At 28.5% G+C, this 16423-nt stretch carries 18 protein-coding genes and 1 pseudogene; 1 reads left to right on the top strand and 18 read right to left on the bottom strand.

Features of this window, described 5'->3' with window-relative positions:
• Positions 1 to 31: 31 nt before the first annotated feature.
• From J2Z39_RS02510 to J2Z39_RS02440, 15 genes are all read right to left on the bottom strand, one after another.
• Positions 32 to 508 carry a pyridoxamine 5'-phosphate oxidase family protein gene (locus J2Z39_RS02510; protein WP_245325669.1) on the bottom strand — a complete coding sequence of 159 codons (477 nt, stop codon included), beginning with the start codon at positions 506 to 508 and terminating at the stop codon, positions 32 to 34.
• 235 nt (positions 509 to 743) lie between these two features.
• Positions 744 to 1802 carry an enoyl-CoA hydratase/isomerase family protein gene (locus J2Z39_RS02505; protein ID WP_209813625.1) on the bottom strand — a complete coding sequence of 353 codons (1059 nt, stop codon included), beginning with the start codon at positions 1800 to 1802 and terminating at the stop codon, positions 744 to 746.
• A gap of 174 nt (positions 1803 to 1976) precedes the next feature.
• A complete protein-coding gene (locus J2Z39_RS02500; RefSeq protein WP_209813622.1) occupies positions 1977 to 3344 on the bottom strand; it encodes a pyridoxal phosphate-dependent decarboxylase family protein in 1368 nt (455 codons plus the stop codon).
• A 407-nt stretch (positions 3345 to 3751) separates the two neighbouring features.
• A complete protein-coding gene (locus tag J2Z39_RS02495; RefSeq protein ID WP_117520926.1) occupies positions 3752 to 4231 on the bottom strand; it encodes a peptide-methionine (S)-S-oxide reductase in 480 nt (159 codons plus the stop codon).
• Positions 4232 to 4280: 49 nt separating this feature from the next.
• On the bottom strand, positions 4281 to 4592 hold the full coding sequence (locus J2Z39_RS02490) for a hypothetical protein (RefSeq protein ID WP_209813620.1): 312 nt from the start codon (positions 4590 to 4592) through the stop codon (positions 4281 to 4283).
• A 98-nt stretch (positions 4593 to 4690) separates the two neighbouring features.
• Positions 4691 to 5131: a GNAT family N-acetyltransferase gene (locus J2Z39_RS02485; protein ID WP_209813618.1), complete on the bottom strand. Its 441-nt coding sequence runs from the start codon at positions 5129 to 5131 to the stop codon at positions 4691 to 4693.
• 126 nt (positions 5132 to 5257) lie between these two features.
• Positions 5258 to 5821, bottom strand: coding sequence for an LOG family protein (locus J2Z39_RS02480; protein ID WP_209813616.1), 564 nt, complete (start codon positions 5819 to 5821; stop codon positions 5258 to 5260).
• Positions 5822 to 6120: 299 nt separating this feature from the next.
• Positions 6121 to 6666: a nucleotidyltransferase domain-containing protein gene (locus J2Z39_RS02475; protein ID WP_209813743.1), complete on the bottom strand. Its 546-nt coding sequence runs from the start codon at positions 6664 to 6666 to the stop codon at positions 6121 to 6123.
• 146 nt (positions 6667 to 6812) lie between these two features.
• Complete coding sequence (locus J2Z39_RS02470; RefSeq protein ID WP_209813614.1) at positions 6813 to 7229, bottom strand: 2-thiouracil desulfurase family protein; 417 nt, start codon at positions 7227 to 7229, stop codon at positions 6813 to 6815.
• A 101-nt stretch (positions 7230 to 7330) separates the two neighbouring features.
• On the bottom strand, positions 7331 to 8482 hold the full coding sequence (locus J2Z39_RS02465) for a cation diffusion facilitator family transporter (protein ID WP_209813612.1): 1152 nt from the start codon (positions 8480 to 8482) through the stop codon (positions 7331 to 7333).
• A gap of 313 nt (positions 8483 to 8795) precedes the next feature.
• Positions 8796 to 9728, bottom strand: a complete 933-nt coding sequence (locus tag J2Z39_RS02460; RefSeq protein WP_209813610.1) for an IS30 family transposase — start codon at positions 9726 to 9728, stop codon at positions 8796 to 8798.
• A gap of 443 nt (positions 9729 to 10171) precedes the next feature.
• A complete protein-coding gene (locus J2Z39_RS08575) occupies positions 10172 to 10801 on the bottom strand; it encodes a sugar O-acetyltransferase (RefSeq protein WP_209813608.1) in 630 nt (209 codons plus the stop codon).
• A 271-nt stretch (positions 10802 to 11072) separates the two neighbouring features.
• Positions 11073 to 11426, bottom strand: coding sequence for a hypothetical protein (locus J2Z39_RS02450; protein ID WP_117520910.1), 354 nt, complete (start codon positions 11424 to 11426; stop codon positions 11073 to 11075).
• Between the two features lie 145 nt (positions 11427 to 11571).
• Positions 11572 to 12366, bottom strand: coding sequence for a TraX family protein (locus J2Z39_RS02445; protein WP_117520908.1), 795 nt, complete (start codon positions 12364 to 12366; stop codon positions 11572 to 11574).
• Between the two features lie 818 nt (positions 12367 to 13184).
• A complete protein-coding gene (locus J2Z39_RS02440; RefSeq protein WP_117520906.1) occupies positions 13185 to 13571 on the bottom strand; it encodes a ferritin family protein in 387 nt (128 codons plus the stop codon).
• Positions 13572 to 14290: 719 nt separating this feature from the next.
• Between J2Z39_RS02440 and J2Z39_RS08665 the strand changes: the two are divergent.
• Positions 14291 to 14531: pseudogene (locus J2Z39_RS08665) on the top strand (AbrB/MazE/SpoVT family DNA-binding domain-containing protein).
• 369 nt (positions 14532 to 14900) lie between these two features.
• Here J2Z39_RS08665 and J2Z39_RS08445 read toward each other — a convergent pair.
• From J2Z39_RS08445 to J2Z39_RS02425, 3 genes are all read right to left on the bottom strand, one after another.
• Positions 14901 to 15314 carry an AAA family ATPase gene (locus tag J2Z39_RS08445; RefSeq protein WP_245325668.1) on the bottom strand — a complete coding sequence of 138 codons (414 nt, stop codon included), beginning with the start codon at positions 15312 to 15314 and terminating at the stop codon, positions 14901 to 14903.
• Positions 15311 to 15457, bottom strand: coding sequence for a hypothetical protein (locus tag J2Z39_RS08440; protein WP_245325667.1), 147 nt, complete (start codon positions 15455 to 15457; stop codon positions 15311 to 15313). Before J2Z39_RS08440 ends, J2Z39_RS08445 begins: the two co-directional genes overlap by 4 nt.
• A 514-nt stretch (positions 15458 to 15971) precedes the next feature.
• The gene (locus J2Z39_RS02425; protein ID WP_117520904.1) at positions 15972 to 16310 is read right to left on the bottom strand and encodes an SdpI family protein; all 339 of its coding nucleotides are present in this window, start codon (positions 16308 to 16310) and stop codon (positions 15972 to 15974) included.
• Positions 16311 to 16423: the final 113 nt, after the last annotated feature.

Genomic DNA, 16423 nt, shown 5'->3' with positions numbered 1-16423 from the left:
AGCTAATAAGCCTTTATATTACTATTTTTCACTACTTTTCTTTTACTTCCTTTCCCTTTATATCTTCTATATCAATCACATATATATTACAAGCTTTTCCACTTTTTAATATATGCTCATCAACTAAATGTTCACTTGGGTAGTATTTCATTGCAAATTCTTTTAGAATTTCTAAAGCTCGTTTTTCATCGTCTACTTTTTTACATTTACCAAAAGCGATAACACTTTCTACAAAGGGCGCCCAATCTTCTTCTTTTATTTTCTCCTCTCCAATAACAGTAAAACAAACTTTATCCGAGTTTCTTAAACTATCTACCTTATGACCTACTTTTGCACTGTGCATATATATACTATTATTTCCTTCATCGTATAAAAAGTTCATGGGAATAGCATAAGGATATCCGCAATCTCCATTTACAGCAAAGATTCCAATTCTTGCATTTTTAAGCAAATTTTTTATATTTCCATCAGTAATTTTATTTTTACTTCTTCTAATTTCTCTAAACATAGCATCTCCTCAATATAAAAAAATAAATATTGTCTTAATCAATAGTTATTTAACTATCAACTTTTTAAGTATAAATTAAAGTCCATAATATTAAGTTAACAATCATAAATATTCCTAATACTTTAATATAATCTAATACAGAATTTGGTTTAACCTTTGCTAGCCAATAAATAATTATATATGCTAATAACTCTCTATCATTCCTTATAGAATTAATAATAAAATATTTTTATCATTATCTTTCTTCATAAGCTTTGTCAATAGACAATAAGTCTTTAACTTCCTGAATAGAAATATCATCCAAAGATCTACATGGCCAACTAGGGTTATTATCCTTATCTATTATCTTAGCCCTAATTCCTTCCTTTATAGAATTTTTATTTATTGCGTATTGAATAATCCTAAGATCTAAATCTATTGTTTCTTCATAGCTTAATTCTTTACATACAAAATATTTTTCGAATTGGATAGTTAGCATAAATGGGTCACGTTCTTTAAGAGTATAATAGCATTTTTTTGCAAATTCATCATCAGTATTATCCTTTAAATCTTCAAATATTTCATTTAAACTAGAATGAGAAAAATATTTATTAATTTTATCTATTTTCTTATCAATTTCTGATTCATTATCTTTGACTTCCCATTTTTTAGCCTCTTTGTTAAGATTCTCTATTAGTTGATCACCTTCATAGTTTTTAGATAGATCATATAGTTTTGTTATTAATTTTTCATAATCCTTCGAATTTATATATACATCAGCTAAATTATACTCTATCAAGTCACTAGATTCTAAACTTACGCCACAAAGTCCAACATATTGTCCTAACGCTTGTGGTAAACTAGAAATATACTTACAAACTCCAACATCTGGTACAAATCCAAGGCTAGTTTCTGGCATTGCCCAGTTAACAGTTTCGTCTGTTATTATAAAATTAGAATTTATAGTTAATCCTATTCCTCCACCCATAGTTACACCATACCAATGACTTATTATAGGTTTTTTATAATTTTTAACATATTTATCTAAATCAAATTCTATTTTGAAAAATCCATCCTTATCTGCACAATCGTCATTTATTAAAAATTCATTATAAATTTCTTTAAGATCTCCACCAGCACAAAACCCTTTGTCTGAAAAGCTATCAAAAAGTACCGCTTTTATACTATCATCATCCTTCCATTTATCTAAAATTTTGCGAATCCCTTTTATGGTTTCAAAATTTAATGCGTTTATTTGCTTTGGTCTGTCTAAGTAGATAATTCCTACATTTTCAATTATTTTTTCTTTTATCATATTTCACCTCATTTATAGTTTTATTTATTAATACAATCTATTACCAATCTTATTGTCTATTTCCCATACCTAATATCTACCCTTTTACTCAACTATTTTTAATAAGCGATAGGCTATAATTTTAAATATAAAAAAACTCCACTTTTATAATAAGTGAAGCTTATTATTCCACTGCTATTTTGTTGTATCAACGATTATATTTATTGCTTTATCTATATCAGTGTTAGGATTTAAAAATGCCAACCTTAATATGATTTCTCCATTTATACTTGAAGGTATACATAATAACTTTCCATCTAGTGCTAAATCATTTGACCAACTTGCATAGTCTTCAATCTCCCAATCTTTTCTTTTGAATACTACTATTGATAAAGTTGGCTCCATCACTAATTCTAAATGATCTGTTTGATTTATAGCTTCTGCACATTTTTTTGCATTTGCTATACATTTTTCAACAGCTTCGCTATATTTTTTGCTACCATAGGTTACTAGAGAATACCATAATGGAAGCCCTCTAGTTCTTCTTGATAAGTGAATGGCCATATCTGATGGATTTGATTGACTATGGTCTACACCTTCTAGATATTCTGCATGTTGCGAAAAAGTTTGATAAACATTTTTAGGACTCCTATATACCAAACAACAACAATCATATGGAGCAAATAGCCACTTATGTGGATCTACGATAAAGGAATCTGCATTTTCAATTCCTTTATATAAATCTCTAACGCTTGGTGCTAAAATGCCAGCTCCACCATAAGCTCCATCTATATGTAACCATATATCATATTTTTGACAAACTTTAGAAATAGATTCTATATGGTCAATAGAACCTGTATTTGTTGTACCAGTCGTAGCCACAACAGCAAATACCCCTTCATTCTCTTTAATAAGTTTTTCAACAGTTTTGCCACTCATTACTCCATTTTTATCTGTTTCTGCTACTAATACATCAACATCTAAAACTTTTGCTATAGTTTTTACAGAAGAATGAGTATCCTTGGATATAATTAATTTATATCCATCATTTGGTCTACCATTAGGATATCTATCTTCTTCTTTCCACTTATTTTTAGCATTATCTCTTGCACAGGCCAGTGCTGAAAGATTACCGTGTGTTCCACCAGAAACAAACGTACCTATAGCTTCATCTGGCCAGCAAAGATTTTTTTTAATCCAGTCTACTACTTGGTTTTCAGCATATATAGCTCCTGCACCACATTCCCAAATTCCACCAAATACGTTAGCTGACGAAACTACTTCATCAAAGGCAACTGCTGCCTTAGTAGGTGCACATGGTATATAGGCAAAGTTCATTGGATCGTCTGCAGAACGAGTAGCCTTATTTAAAGTATCAAAAATATCTAGAGCTTTTTTAGGTCCAAGGCCATCTTCTGTTATAGTTTGACCAACCTTATCTCTTAACTCCTTAGCAGAAAGCGCTGTAGTTTTAGGATCAGATCCAGAAACAGTTCTTTCTTTAGCCCAGTTTAAAGTTAATTCTACAGATTCATCTTCATATGTCCAAAATTTATTATTCATAATCCACCTCATAAATATTAAATATATCTTTATTAAATAAGATATAGGAAAAAATAAATGTATGCAAGTACTTGATTTGCATTGTTAAAGTAAAAGTTATTATCCAGCACAAAACTTGTTTTTAAATAAAAAAATAGTTTTAGAATCATATAATCTATTTCTAAAACTATTTAAATTAATTCCATATCTAATTATTTCTATTAAAATAACTATAAGTGGTGTGATTTCTAATAAATACAATACCCGCAAGTTCCAGTGCACATCCTAAACCAGTATAGAAAAAAGCTATAAAAAAATCTGGTAAAATTCTGTAGAGGTTATTCTAATGATTTTGAGATGATTTATTCATTCTGCAACAGTCCCACTAGTATTTTATATATATAATATAATCAAAAATTTTCTTACAATTAATTTCTATATTTATTCATAAGATCACTGTCCAAATGACAGTAAGAAAAATCTTCAGGGAACCTATCAAGATGATCTTGATGCTCATCAGCACTTTTTATATAGTTAGAAAGTGGCATTACTTCCACTACAATTTTATCTTTATCTTTGCGCTGACTTAAAAAGTCCCTAGCCTCTATCAAATGTTTTTCTGAAGTACTATAAATACCAGTTCTATATTTCTTACCTACATCAAAGCCTTGCTTATCTAAACTATAGGGATCTATTATTTCAAAAAGATAGGCTAATATATCTTTTGTAGAACATATGCTACTATCAAAAACTAATTTTACACATTCAGCGTATCCATCATATTCTCCATCTAGAATATTGCTAGAACCATTTGCTCTTCCAGCTTCAGTAGAAATAATTCCTGGTATTTCTTTAAAAAAATATTGAACACCCCATAGGCACCCACCAGCTACATATATCGTTTCCATATTATTTATTTCTCCAATCAAAGAGCTATAATAAGTAACTGACAAATATTTATTTAATATTATGCTTTTCCATTCTCTCAAGGAAAAGATCCGTAATAATCGCCTTGAGTTCTGCACTCTCTTTTTCTGGCAACTCACCTGGTATTTTAGCTACATTATATAGGTCTGGGTGTTCATTTGCAATTTTTTCAATAGCTTTACTTATAGCATGTCCTCTTAAAAAAAATGGGATTTTCTTAATCCATTCTTGGGGAACGAGCTTAAGAATCTTATCAGCTGCTTCTTTATCACTTATATTAGCTGTAGATAATCCCTCATTGATCTGTTCTTGGTCATTTTCTGAAAATTCATTTAATTTCATAATTCCTCCTAGTCTTTATACATAAATAGTTGATTTATTAATTCATTTTATTTAGTTATCATATTTAAAATAACTTTCCTTAAAAATATTCCTATACACTATAAAGAAAACCACTTTACTTTTTCAACAAAGCTATCAGAATCTAAATAACCATTTATCTTATAGAAATGATTATGCATAGGATCATTCACAGACTTAAGCTCTATACATGAAGCTCCTAATCCTTTAACTTTATTTTCAAGTTGATCAAGAAATTGACTACCCAAACCCCTATTTTGGAAAGTATAATCAATTACTATTTCTTCTAGTGTATAACCTATTATATCATCATATTGTTTAAAGTAGCCTATAATAAAACCTATATAATTATTATCGTTCTTTAAAATCAAGCAATATGAATCCTCCATTGTCAAAACTTGGTGTATACGCTTATAGGCAGTTTGTTTTATCCAATTAGAACCTTCAATATTATTGTAATAATCTATATATAAATCTAAAATATTATGTATATCTTTTACTTTCATTTCTTCTATTATCATATAATATTCCTTTATATTATCTAATTAATTCTAGTAAATTCCAGAGTATTTTATTACCGTATCGTCAGATATTCAACTTCCATTGTTACATGTAAAGCATTTTTCACAATAATGCTAGCAAATTAATTACACATACTTTCTAATTTCTGGTTTTTTATAGTCATTAATAAAGTTCTCTATCTCTTCTAAGTTTTCTGAGAATAATGTTTTTTCTTTATCCGTACTAGTTAAAAATCCTTCTTTAACCATATGTTCAAGCATCTTTTCTAAGTGATCATAATAACCATTTACATTAACTAATATGCAAGGACAATCATTCTGCCCAACTCTAGCCCATGATATAACTTGGATAATCTCTTCTAGTGTTCCTGGCCCTCCTGGCAAGGCAATAAATGCATCTCCTTTTTCGATCATATAAGCTTTTCTATCAGACATATTATCTACTGTTATTAATTCATTTAGTCCTGAATGACTAATTTCTCTTTCAACCAAAAAAGTTGGCATAACGCCAATAACATTTCCACCATTTTCTAAGACAGTATCTGCAAGTAAGCCCATCAAGCCAACTTTACCACCGCCATACACTAAAGTATGATTATTATTAGCTATCCATTCGCCTAATTCAATAGCTTTTTGCTTATAGATTTCATTATTACCAATGCTTGCACCACAAAATACTGTTATGTTCATTATTCAAATCTTCCTTCTATTTTATTGATATGGTTTTCTAATATTTCTTCAAATGATATGTCATAATTGCTTGAGAAAGCTCTCCAACTTCTTCAGATAAAAAATTCATTCTTATAAATAAATCCAAACTGTTGACAAAATATAAAATTCGACCATTTCGACCGAACCTAGTGAGCGGAGAAATCTAATGAGATCCCTCCATGCGTTCGTTTCACTCACTTAGTCGAGATGGTTTAATTTAAATTATTAATAAATTATAATAATCTCCTCAATATTTAATTTAAATAACAGTCAAACTATTATTTATATTGGATAATATGCTCTCCCCAATCTATGATTGAATCATTGGTTCTAGTACTTATTGCCTTATAAAAAAGATTGTATCCTATCTTATCTTCTTTCTTAAGATATTTAATTGATTTTTTACTACCAAAGTAAAATATATCCCTTAACAAACAATAGTCTTCTAAACTTTCAGAAAGAAAAGTAATAGCTCTGAAATTACTGTCATCATCCACGCTTCCTATTCTCCATAGTGTCTTTTTAATCCACGAAACAAGGAACTCCTTATCCTTATATGTGAAAGAATCAACATACTTTTCTACTTCTGATTTTAATTGCTTACCAATTCCAGTATCATAAATAATATTAGCTTTATAAATTGTTATAAACTCTTCAATACTTTTAGTTTTTATCTCATCTTCAGTATAAATAAAACAATCTATATAAACATTATCTATCAGATAATCATCATGACTGTAATCCTTATATTTTACTATAATCAAACAATCAAAGTCACTGTTTTGATTGTAAGTACCATCAGCATATGACCCGTAAAGTGCTATAGTAAGAGGGTTCTATTTTTCTTTTAGATAAGTTATTATTTTTTGCTGATTTATCATAAATAAGCTCCTACTTTTTACTTAAATATCTTAGCTATTAACTTTTTAAATCTTTAAATTTATTAATGTTCTTATTTTAAAATAAGTTTTTATAAATCCTCTACATCTATGACTGGCACTTCATTTTCTTGAAGTAGTTTTGCAAATACACCTTGGCCTTCAATAATTTTACCCGTAAAAGTACCGTCATATATAGTATTTACACCACATGATGGACTCCTTGATTGTAGTATGACTAGGTCTACATCTTTTTCCATAACTATATCCAAAGCTTTTTGGGCTCCTTTTCTAAACTCCTTATCTACTGACAGACCGCTTTTTATTCTAACTAGACCATCTACAATCTCTGCAGGTTCTCTTGGTGTAGCTAGGCCTCCCAAGACTTCTGGACATATTGGTATGACTTCATAACCTTTTACAAAGTCGGCTAATTCTTTGCTATAGTTATTTCCACCATTATATTTACAATTTTCGCCTAATAAGCAAGCACTTACTGCAAGTTTCATTAAAATTCTCCTAATCTTTTATTACAAAACTAAGGTCCCTAAAGAATTATTATATCTTCTAGGGACCTTGATTTTGATATTTCAATTATATATTTATAGCTCTATACATCTGCAAAATCCACATCAGGGATAGCTTGTATTTCATATTCTGGGAAGTTTTCTTGTACGTCTTTCATTACTTCTTCAAATACATCTAGTCTATCATCAGCATCAAGGCTTATAACCACATCAAACCTGATTGACTTATTATCTTCATCTACATAAAATCCATGGAGTTGAGTCACATACCTATGAGATAATACTATCTCTTTTAATTTTTTGTGCATATTAATAACTTTAGGATTTGTTGTATTTATAGAATATACTCCTATAGCAGTTAGGACAATTTGATGCTTGTAGTAAACCTCTAATTGTATATCTCTTATCATCTGATCAAGCTTATCTGCAGTGTAAGTATCTGGCACTTCAATATGTACAGATCCATTCCAAGAGTCTGGTCCATAATTATTAAGGACTAGGTCATAGGCCCCTTCTACACCAGGGAAATTTTCTACAGTCTTTTTAACTTCTCTAGCAAGTTTTGGGTCATTTCTCTCTCCCAATAGCTGTGATATAGTACGTTTTAGCATATCTATAGCAGATTTTATAATAATGATAGATATTATAGCACCAAGATATGCCTCAAAAGAGATATTAAATATTAGAAAAATTGCTGCTGCTACTAGGGTGGACGCAGATACTACAGAGTCTAGTTTGGCTTCTTCTCCTGAGTTTATTAAAGAATCAGACTTTACTTTTACACCTACATTCTTTACATATTGCCCAAGTATTATTTTGACAATAACAGCTACCCCTACAATGATTAAAGATTGTCTAGTATATGACGGTGTTACTGGATTGATAATCTTTTTTATAGCTTCAACCAAAGAAGTAATACCAGCATATAAGACTATAACTGAAATTATCATAGCGCTAAGGTATTCTATCCTGCCATAGCCAAAGGGATGTTCCTTATCAGGTTCTTTAGCTGCAAGCTTAGTACCTACAATTGTAATTAGAGAACTACCAGCATCAGCTATATTATTCACCGCATCTAGAACAATAGCAATAGAATTAGAAGCAAGACCTATAACAGCTTTAAAAGCTGCAAGCAAGGCATTAGCAACTATGCCTATTATGCTAGTCTTAACAATCTGCTTCTCACGTTTTTTTGCATTTTCATCCTGTCCTTTTAAATCTTGTAATTTTCTCATTTTTTAGCTTCTTTCTTAAACTTAATAATTGTAAAGTTGCTTTATTTATAAAATTATTTTAACTAAACTAAACTTAAAATACATAATTTTAAGTCAAGTCCATAATATTGTGTAAATTTATCTAGAATATTTAAGATAATTTGTAACTTCGTTTCACTTTCCATAGGCTTGTTAAATGCTTTGGAAAATATACTATAATTTTTTACTTCAGTACAGATTAAATTTTTCAATATCTTCACTATTAATTGTAAAATGTAGTTTGGTCATTTAGTTTTGTTTTTTGATTGATGAATTGCAAATAATATCGCGACACCTAAAGCAAACTAAGTTCGTGCATAAATAAATCAAATGGAGTTTGATATTCTAGACATTTTCTAGGTCTAGTATTAGGCTCCATTAAGTTTTTAATCAGCTCATTAATAGATATTTTAGATGAGTCTGTCTTCTTAGGGTAGTATTCCCTTAGCAATCCATTTGAATTTTCATTACTGCCCCTTTGCCATGCTGAATATGCATCAGCAAAATAAAAATTTATCCCTCGTTTTTCAACATCTTCATAACAAGCAAATTCTTTGCCTCTGTCAGATGTAAATGTCTTTAAAGCTTCTATTGGTAAAGATTCAATTAACTTATCAATTGCCCTTAACATCGAATTTTTACTTCGATCTACCATGGGTAAGGCAATATAAAATCTAGTTTTTCTTTCCACAAATGTTGCAAGACAACCTTTGCTCTTTCCTCTAGAGGATACAACTGTATCTAGTTCCCAATGACCGAAAGTATTCCTTTTTTTGACTTCTTTAGGTCTTTTGTTTATTGATTTACCAATATTAAACTTACCTCTTGTTTCTTTTGGTTTTCTTGATTTTCCTTTTCTTCTTATATCAGAAATATCAAAGTCTATAATTCCTGAGTAAATCCAATTATATATTGTTTTAAAGCATACAATATCTTTGCATACAGTGTTTGATGTTTGCTCAAGAGACCACTTCTTATGAAGTTTTTCAGATATGGATTTGGTGATATTATCATTAGCTTTTGATTTTCTTCCTTTAGATAATGATTTTTTAATTTTATCTTTTTGGGCATAGACAGCTTCGTACTCATTATCACACCTTTTTAATTCTCTAGAAATTGTGGAGTGATGAAATCCTAAAATTTTCGCTATTCTCCTAGAAGAATAGCCCTCTTTCCTTAACACCTCTATCTTATTTCTCTCATTTAGGGTAAGATGTTTATAACTCATATTGACCTCCGTGTGTGTTTTTGTCGTTATTAACATTTTACACGAAGTTAGTATGAGTTTTCTATTTTATTCTAGTGTCGCATTTAATTTTACAACTTATCGATTAAAAACAATGTACTAGTTAAGGTTTCAAATTACCTTTTCTTTTTACACAATTATACGAACTCTATCGTGATTTCTTTATTATCTTCAATAATTAGTATGATTTTCATCACAAAATCTCATCAATATTTTCTTCAAATTATACCAAAATTTATAATATTATATAATCTAATAAGCCTATTAGTGTACTTGTAGTATATGTTAAACATTAAATTAAAAATAAGATTCCTACTGATCTTTTATCAATGCTATGCTTTTAAAAATTTTAATATTCACTAACTACATAAAAATAACACCTACACTCTGTAAGTGTCATAAGAAATTTATAATACATCTTATTTTCATATATTAGATCTTCCTACATCTTCTAAATAATCATTTAACTGTTCATTCCAAATTTTTCTATCTTCATCGATTATCTCCCTTATTACTCTACATGGATTTCCGACTGCAATTACATTACTTGGTATATCTTTTACAACAACAGAACCCGATCCAATAACTGTATTATCTCCTATAGTAACTCCAGGATTAATAACTACATTACCACAAATCCAAACATTATCACCTATAGTAACAGGCCATGCGTATTCTAAATCTTTATTACGAACGTCCTTATCAATTGGATGGCCAGCAGTATATATACTAACATGAGGAGCAATAAATATATTATTTCCAAAAGTAACATAGTTCTCATCTAATATAGTCAAATCTGTATTTGCATAAAAGTTCTTGCCAAATGATATTTTATCTCCATGATCAAAATAAACAGGTGGTGTCAGCACCATATCATCAGGAGCTACTTTAAAACATTTTTTCAATTCTTCAAAAGCAGTCTTATCATGCCAAAATTCCGACTCATTAAATTTCTTTTGCGCAAGGTGAACTTTCTCAAATGTATTAACTCCAACACTGTATGGATGATAAAGTTCACCAGAAATCATCCTCTCCCATTCCTTCTTATTTATCATTATCTATCCCCCAAAATTTCAGATTCAACAACTTAAAATTCCACAAATATTAGATAAATATATTCATATTTATACCATAATCTAAATAGAACTTATAATTTCTATCTTTTCCTTTGTTTTCGATTGTCTTTTATCATTATTTATAATATAAATATTCTATCTTCCAACTATAATTCTTTTGTGTACAATTAAAGCATCTAGATTTTTTCTAGATGCTTATTATCACACATTTATTTTATCTTACTTCATTTCTTACGCTTAAGTTTAAAATTTAGTTTCCTCTATTTATATATCCAAGCCACTCTTTATATTCTGATATCGGATTATTTTCTAAAGATTTTTCAGCATAAAACCTAGCAATTTTTTCAGAATAAGGTGGAGTTATAACATCAAATATATAAAATGATATTAGATTGGATAAATAAGCGATTTTCAATGAATCATTATATTCTTCTAAATTAATTAGTAAACCCAACATATGAAAATATAAATTAATACTGGTTACTTCATCAATTTTTAAACTAATATCTAATAATTTATCATGCGTAATTTCATATATATTATTTATATTTATTAATGAACTCAATTCTTCATAACTTAGATTTTTTTTATCGTTTTCTATCATTCAAGCCTCTCTAAAAACTGCATTAATTACTCCAATCTGTTAAAATATATTTAACTAATCCTTCTGAATCTTTTATAAATCGTACAACTAAATATCTTTAATATTACTAATTTGATTTTCTAATTTATTTAATAACCTAAATTCATCAATGTAGTAAACTTGCTATTATATATAATAGATAGATATGTGTAGGATAGAAGATATAAAAGAAGTTCTTATTACCTTTTCCTCTTTCTCCATTATAAAAATATAAAGGAATGATTGAAAATACCATCATCCATTGGATACCTGATTTATCAAAATAAAAGCTCAACAATCCAGCAATTAGTATTGCTAAAAATTGAATCTTTCTGTTATTTCTAAATATATATAGTATCAAACCTAGTAGTACCATAATATAGCCACCTTCTATGGTTACTAAGTTAGGAATCATTAACATAAGCAATGAAATCAACTGAGTTAAAATTGGTGATATTGCTCCTTCACCGCTAACAAGTGTTCCTAAGGCTAATACTATTATGGATAATAGCACGGGTAAAATAAAAATAAAAAAGCCAATAAAAAAGTTTTTGGTTGACTTTTCTTTAATTGAATCTACCATACGATCCCATCCACTATCTAAAATAGCAACAACAAGAAAAGTACTAAAAGCATTATTCATAAGACCTATATGACCATTATCAAATAAGTTTCCAATAACAAAATTTCCTATGCTCATTAGCCAACTCATAAGTAACAAACGAGTAATTAATTTCTTTCGACTTCTTGTATAATAAAAGCTATCAGCAAATAAAAATAAAAAAATTGGAAATACAAATCTTCCAAAAGCAGTTAGCCAAATAGGTGCTCCAAATTCATAAAACATCTGGTGTATATGATCTAGAACCATAAGTATAACTGCAAAATACTTTAAATTAGTAGCATTTGCATAAGACTTCATAGCATACCTCCTTTTAATCATAAAATCAAAGCTTTATCTTTTAGGTAAGTAATTATAACAAATCAAATAATAACCCACTATATAAAACTCAGATTTTTTAAAAATAGATATATTTAAATATAACAATATATCATTATAAAAATACCCAACTTGTTTGATATTATTAATAGTCTTGTCGGGTACTGCAAAGTATTTAAATATTCTACTTTTGATATTCTATCAATCTTTGTAGTTAACTTAAAGTTTATTTATTATTATGTCTTATATCTTTTATCATTAGAAACTTTAAGACTTTTCCATATTATATAGATAAAAAAATTGCTTACTATGGAAAGTTTAAAAACAAGAAATAGATTTTACTTTTCAGATGTATATTCAGCGTAGTTAAGAGGAAGTAATGAAAATACAAATAGATTATAAAATAACACTATCAAAAAATATACTTAGTAAAGATAGGTAATAAAGCATTAATTAAATATTTAATAGCACTTAATACTAAACCCAGAAAATGCCTAGATTATCAAAATACATTTGATTTATTTATGCACAAATTAGCTTGCTTTATGTATCACAGTATTATTTACAATTTATAAAATAAATATAAATCAAGTCTTAGATCTAAATGATTTTAAGTATACCAAAGTTTCTAATTTTTAACCAACAGTTCTATAATCTTCACATTGCTTAATAAGCCAGTAAGTATAATGTTTGCTATTCTTTTTAAACTTTAAAATCTATATAGTTATTTTAAAAAATTTTCTTAATTAATTCAATTATCTATTTTAGTGAATCTATGTAAATTTATTAAGCCACAATTCTTATAACAACCCAGCAACAATATCACCGTGTCGCTTCTCATCATTTTTTACGCTTTCAATCTCTGGAAATTTTTTCGCAATTGGAGCGTAATTTTTGGCAGCGTCATATTCTCCTTTTATAATGAGTGGATATAGTTTCTTTTTACCAATTATTCTGTATAATATCGGCATAAAAACACTCAATGTTTTCTTTGGCTTTAAATTTTGTTTTGTAAGTCCATGAAATACAGCCGCATGATGACCTTCTTCTGCAGCAAGCTTTCGAAAGATTTCCGCATCCTTTGTATCTTTTACTACATTAGAAAGTCCTTGATACATCAAAACTACATTTAACTCTCCTTGTTGAGATTTTAATAATGTCTTCATTTCACTTTTACTTATATTCACTTTGTCCTCCTTACAATAATAACGATTAGAAATTAATATTTATATACTATCTTCTCAATCACTTTTCTTTCATGCTTTAAATAACATGGATTTCTTTCTACTCTAAAATATATCACTTTCAGTTGTTATTACAATTATTAAAAGATTACCCTTAATATTTTCTAAATTTTAAACAATTTAAGCTTAACTCACTGAATTTCAACAATCTTAAATTATTAGGGGCTTGATAGCACATAATTAAGAATATATCAATCAGTACATAACTTATAATTTATTATATATATCATTCTGGAGCAGATAAAAACAGCCCTATAATGTAAGATGACCCCTAAGATCCTGAAACATATTTTATAGACGAAATAATTTATCAATGAAGAACTTCTTTGAAATACTTAAACATGAAATATATTATGATGTGGACTTTAATAATTATGACAGTTGATAAGAGAAATAGAATCAGATATTAAATGTTACAATAGGATAGAACTGAGAAAAAATTAAAAGGAATTCTAGCTATAAAATTCATATTACATTCCGATTAATATATTACTAAGTTATTCTGTGTTTACGGGTTCAAGTCAAAATCTTTAAGGCTCTTTTAATTATTCTTTTACTATTTTAACTATACTAAAACTACTTACTCTTCACTTGACTTTTTTTCTTAGAAGAAAATCTAATTAAGTTAGAAAGTATGAATTTCTAACTAAGGAGGATTTATTATGTTAGTTGAATTAAAAGCTAAATCACAAGTTACTATCCAAAGGACATAGTAAACTCTATGGAATTAGATCAAGGTGATCAATTTGAAATAATAGGAGATAATGGAAAAATTGTACTTGTTCCAGTTGAATCTATCCAAAACATATCATAAAAAATTTAAAAGCTGAAGTAAAAGAGATTAAAGAATCTATAAAAAATGGAGAAAGGCCAATCTTTGATTCCATTGACTCTCTATTTTAGGAGTTAGACAAGTAATATCCTATAAAATTACTTATTCGAAGGCTTTTAAAAAACATTACAAAAAATTATCTGATAATGAAAAGAATCAAACGAAAAAGAAACTTAAATCATTCGTAGAAAATCCTACTCATCCATCTTTAAGAATCAAGAAGATACAAGGTACAGATAAAATATGGGGATCTTCTGTTAATATGGATATTAGAATCATTGATTAGCTAAAATATCTTGCCTAATCGTTTCTAGCGAACTCTGTGTTCCTACATGTCTTGCATAGGATTTAAGTAATCTTTTAGCCTTTTCTTTATCTCTTTTTGCCAAGTCCACTCTACTAATATCATTTGAAACAACAGCATCAAAATAATCTATGGCTTAGAATAAGGCTGGTTTTTCATCTAAGCCAATTGCTTTTGGCCATCCACCTTTACATATAAAAAAGGCTATTTCTTCAAGACTGGTTTCATCAATCGCCGAGATGTTTTCTCCTTTAAATAAATCCCTGAGAGAAATCTCTCCACTTGAATCCTTTGATTCATATAGACTCATAGATCGCATTAGAAGTCTAGAAATTCTACCCGTACCCGTATGCATTGAGTCATCAAATTCATTAGGTACTGCTGAACCAGTTAATATAAATTGACCAAATTCATCGCTATTATCAACCTCATAACGCACAGCATTCCATAAATTAGGTGCTATTTGCCTCTCATCAATTAGACTTGGGGTTTCTCCTTCAAGTAAAGTACTAGGAGAAAGCTCTGCCATTTGCTGATACTGTCTCGTCATATCAGATCGATCCATAGATATAAAGCTTTTTGCCTTTTATTTTGCTGTTGTTGTCTTACCGGACCTTCAATTAAAACTGCCCTTTTTGCGTCTAATCGTTCTTCCAATAATTTATCTGCAATTCTATGTAAATACTTTTTCATTATTTCCTTCCATACTCAATACTTAAGTGGATTTTATCACTTATTCAAGTATTTGTCCTATTTTTATTCAAGGACTCGGTTAGTATTCTATTTTCTTATATTTATGATATAATGCTTATGGAACAAGATCTTGCCATACGTGGTGGGGCTTTTTTGCAATCAAAAGACCCGACTTGGTCCGCATTGTTAAGAGGCGTGTCGGGTACTATTATTTTAGTGTATATTTACTTTTTATCCTTGTCAATTTTCTATTTCAACTTCAACTGAAGATTTAGATATTACTTTAAGCTTTTCATCATAAACTATAATTTTTTTCTATTAGAAGTTAATTTGTAATTGAAACCACCTCTTGCGTTCGCTATTATATTAGCATTAATAATTGCAATTACATTTACGTTAATAGATAACATTATAAAAATTAATACTACACACCCCTAATCTTAATATCATCACTGGTATGTTTATTTCATTTTCAATATACATAAAATTACCCTTTAAAAATCTTTAATAGATTTTAACCATTTTCTTTCTTCGCCAAGTCCTTATTAACTCTATATCCAATGATGAAGTAAAATAGCATTTGCAATACAACTATGATTGTCATAGTTGTATTATTTAGACTATTACTAAATATTATTATAATATTTAATAATATAAAAAATATAGCATATATTCGTAAAAGTTTAGCTGCATACTTATGAGCATACTCCCAGTTTTCTTTTGATTTCATACTTAATCCTGTTCTAAATCCACTATACTTACTGATATTCCCATTTGCTTTATACCTATAAAGAAAAGACAAAAACAGCCCTGCTATAGGTAATAGACTAATTACAATTTTTTCAAAATACATACTTAAACCTCCCTATTTCGTTAGCTTCTATTAAATTCATTTACGTTAATACTACAGGCTTTAGTGATAAGTATGGATAACATTTTATATTTTTAAAAAACTCGTATGTGGGA

It is taken from the genome of Anaerococcus nagyae (genome assembly GCF_017874535.1).
GTDB classification, from domain to species: Bacteria; Bacillota; Clostridia; order Tissierellales; family Peptoniphilaceae; genus Anaerococcus; species Anaerococcus nagyae.
Note: the sequence above shows the minus strand (reverse complement) of the source record. Positions and strands in the feature narration are given on the sequence as shown.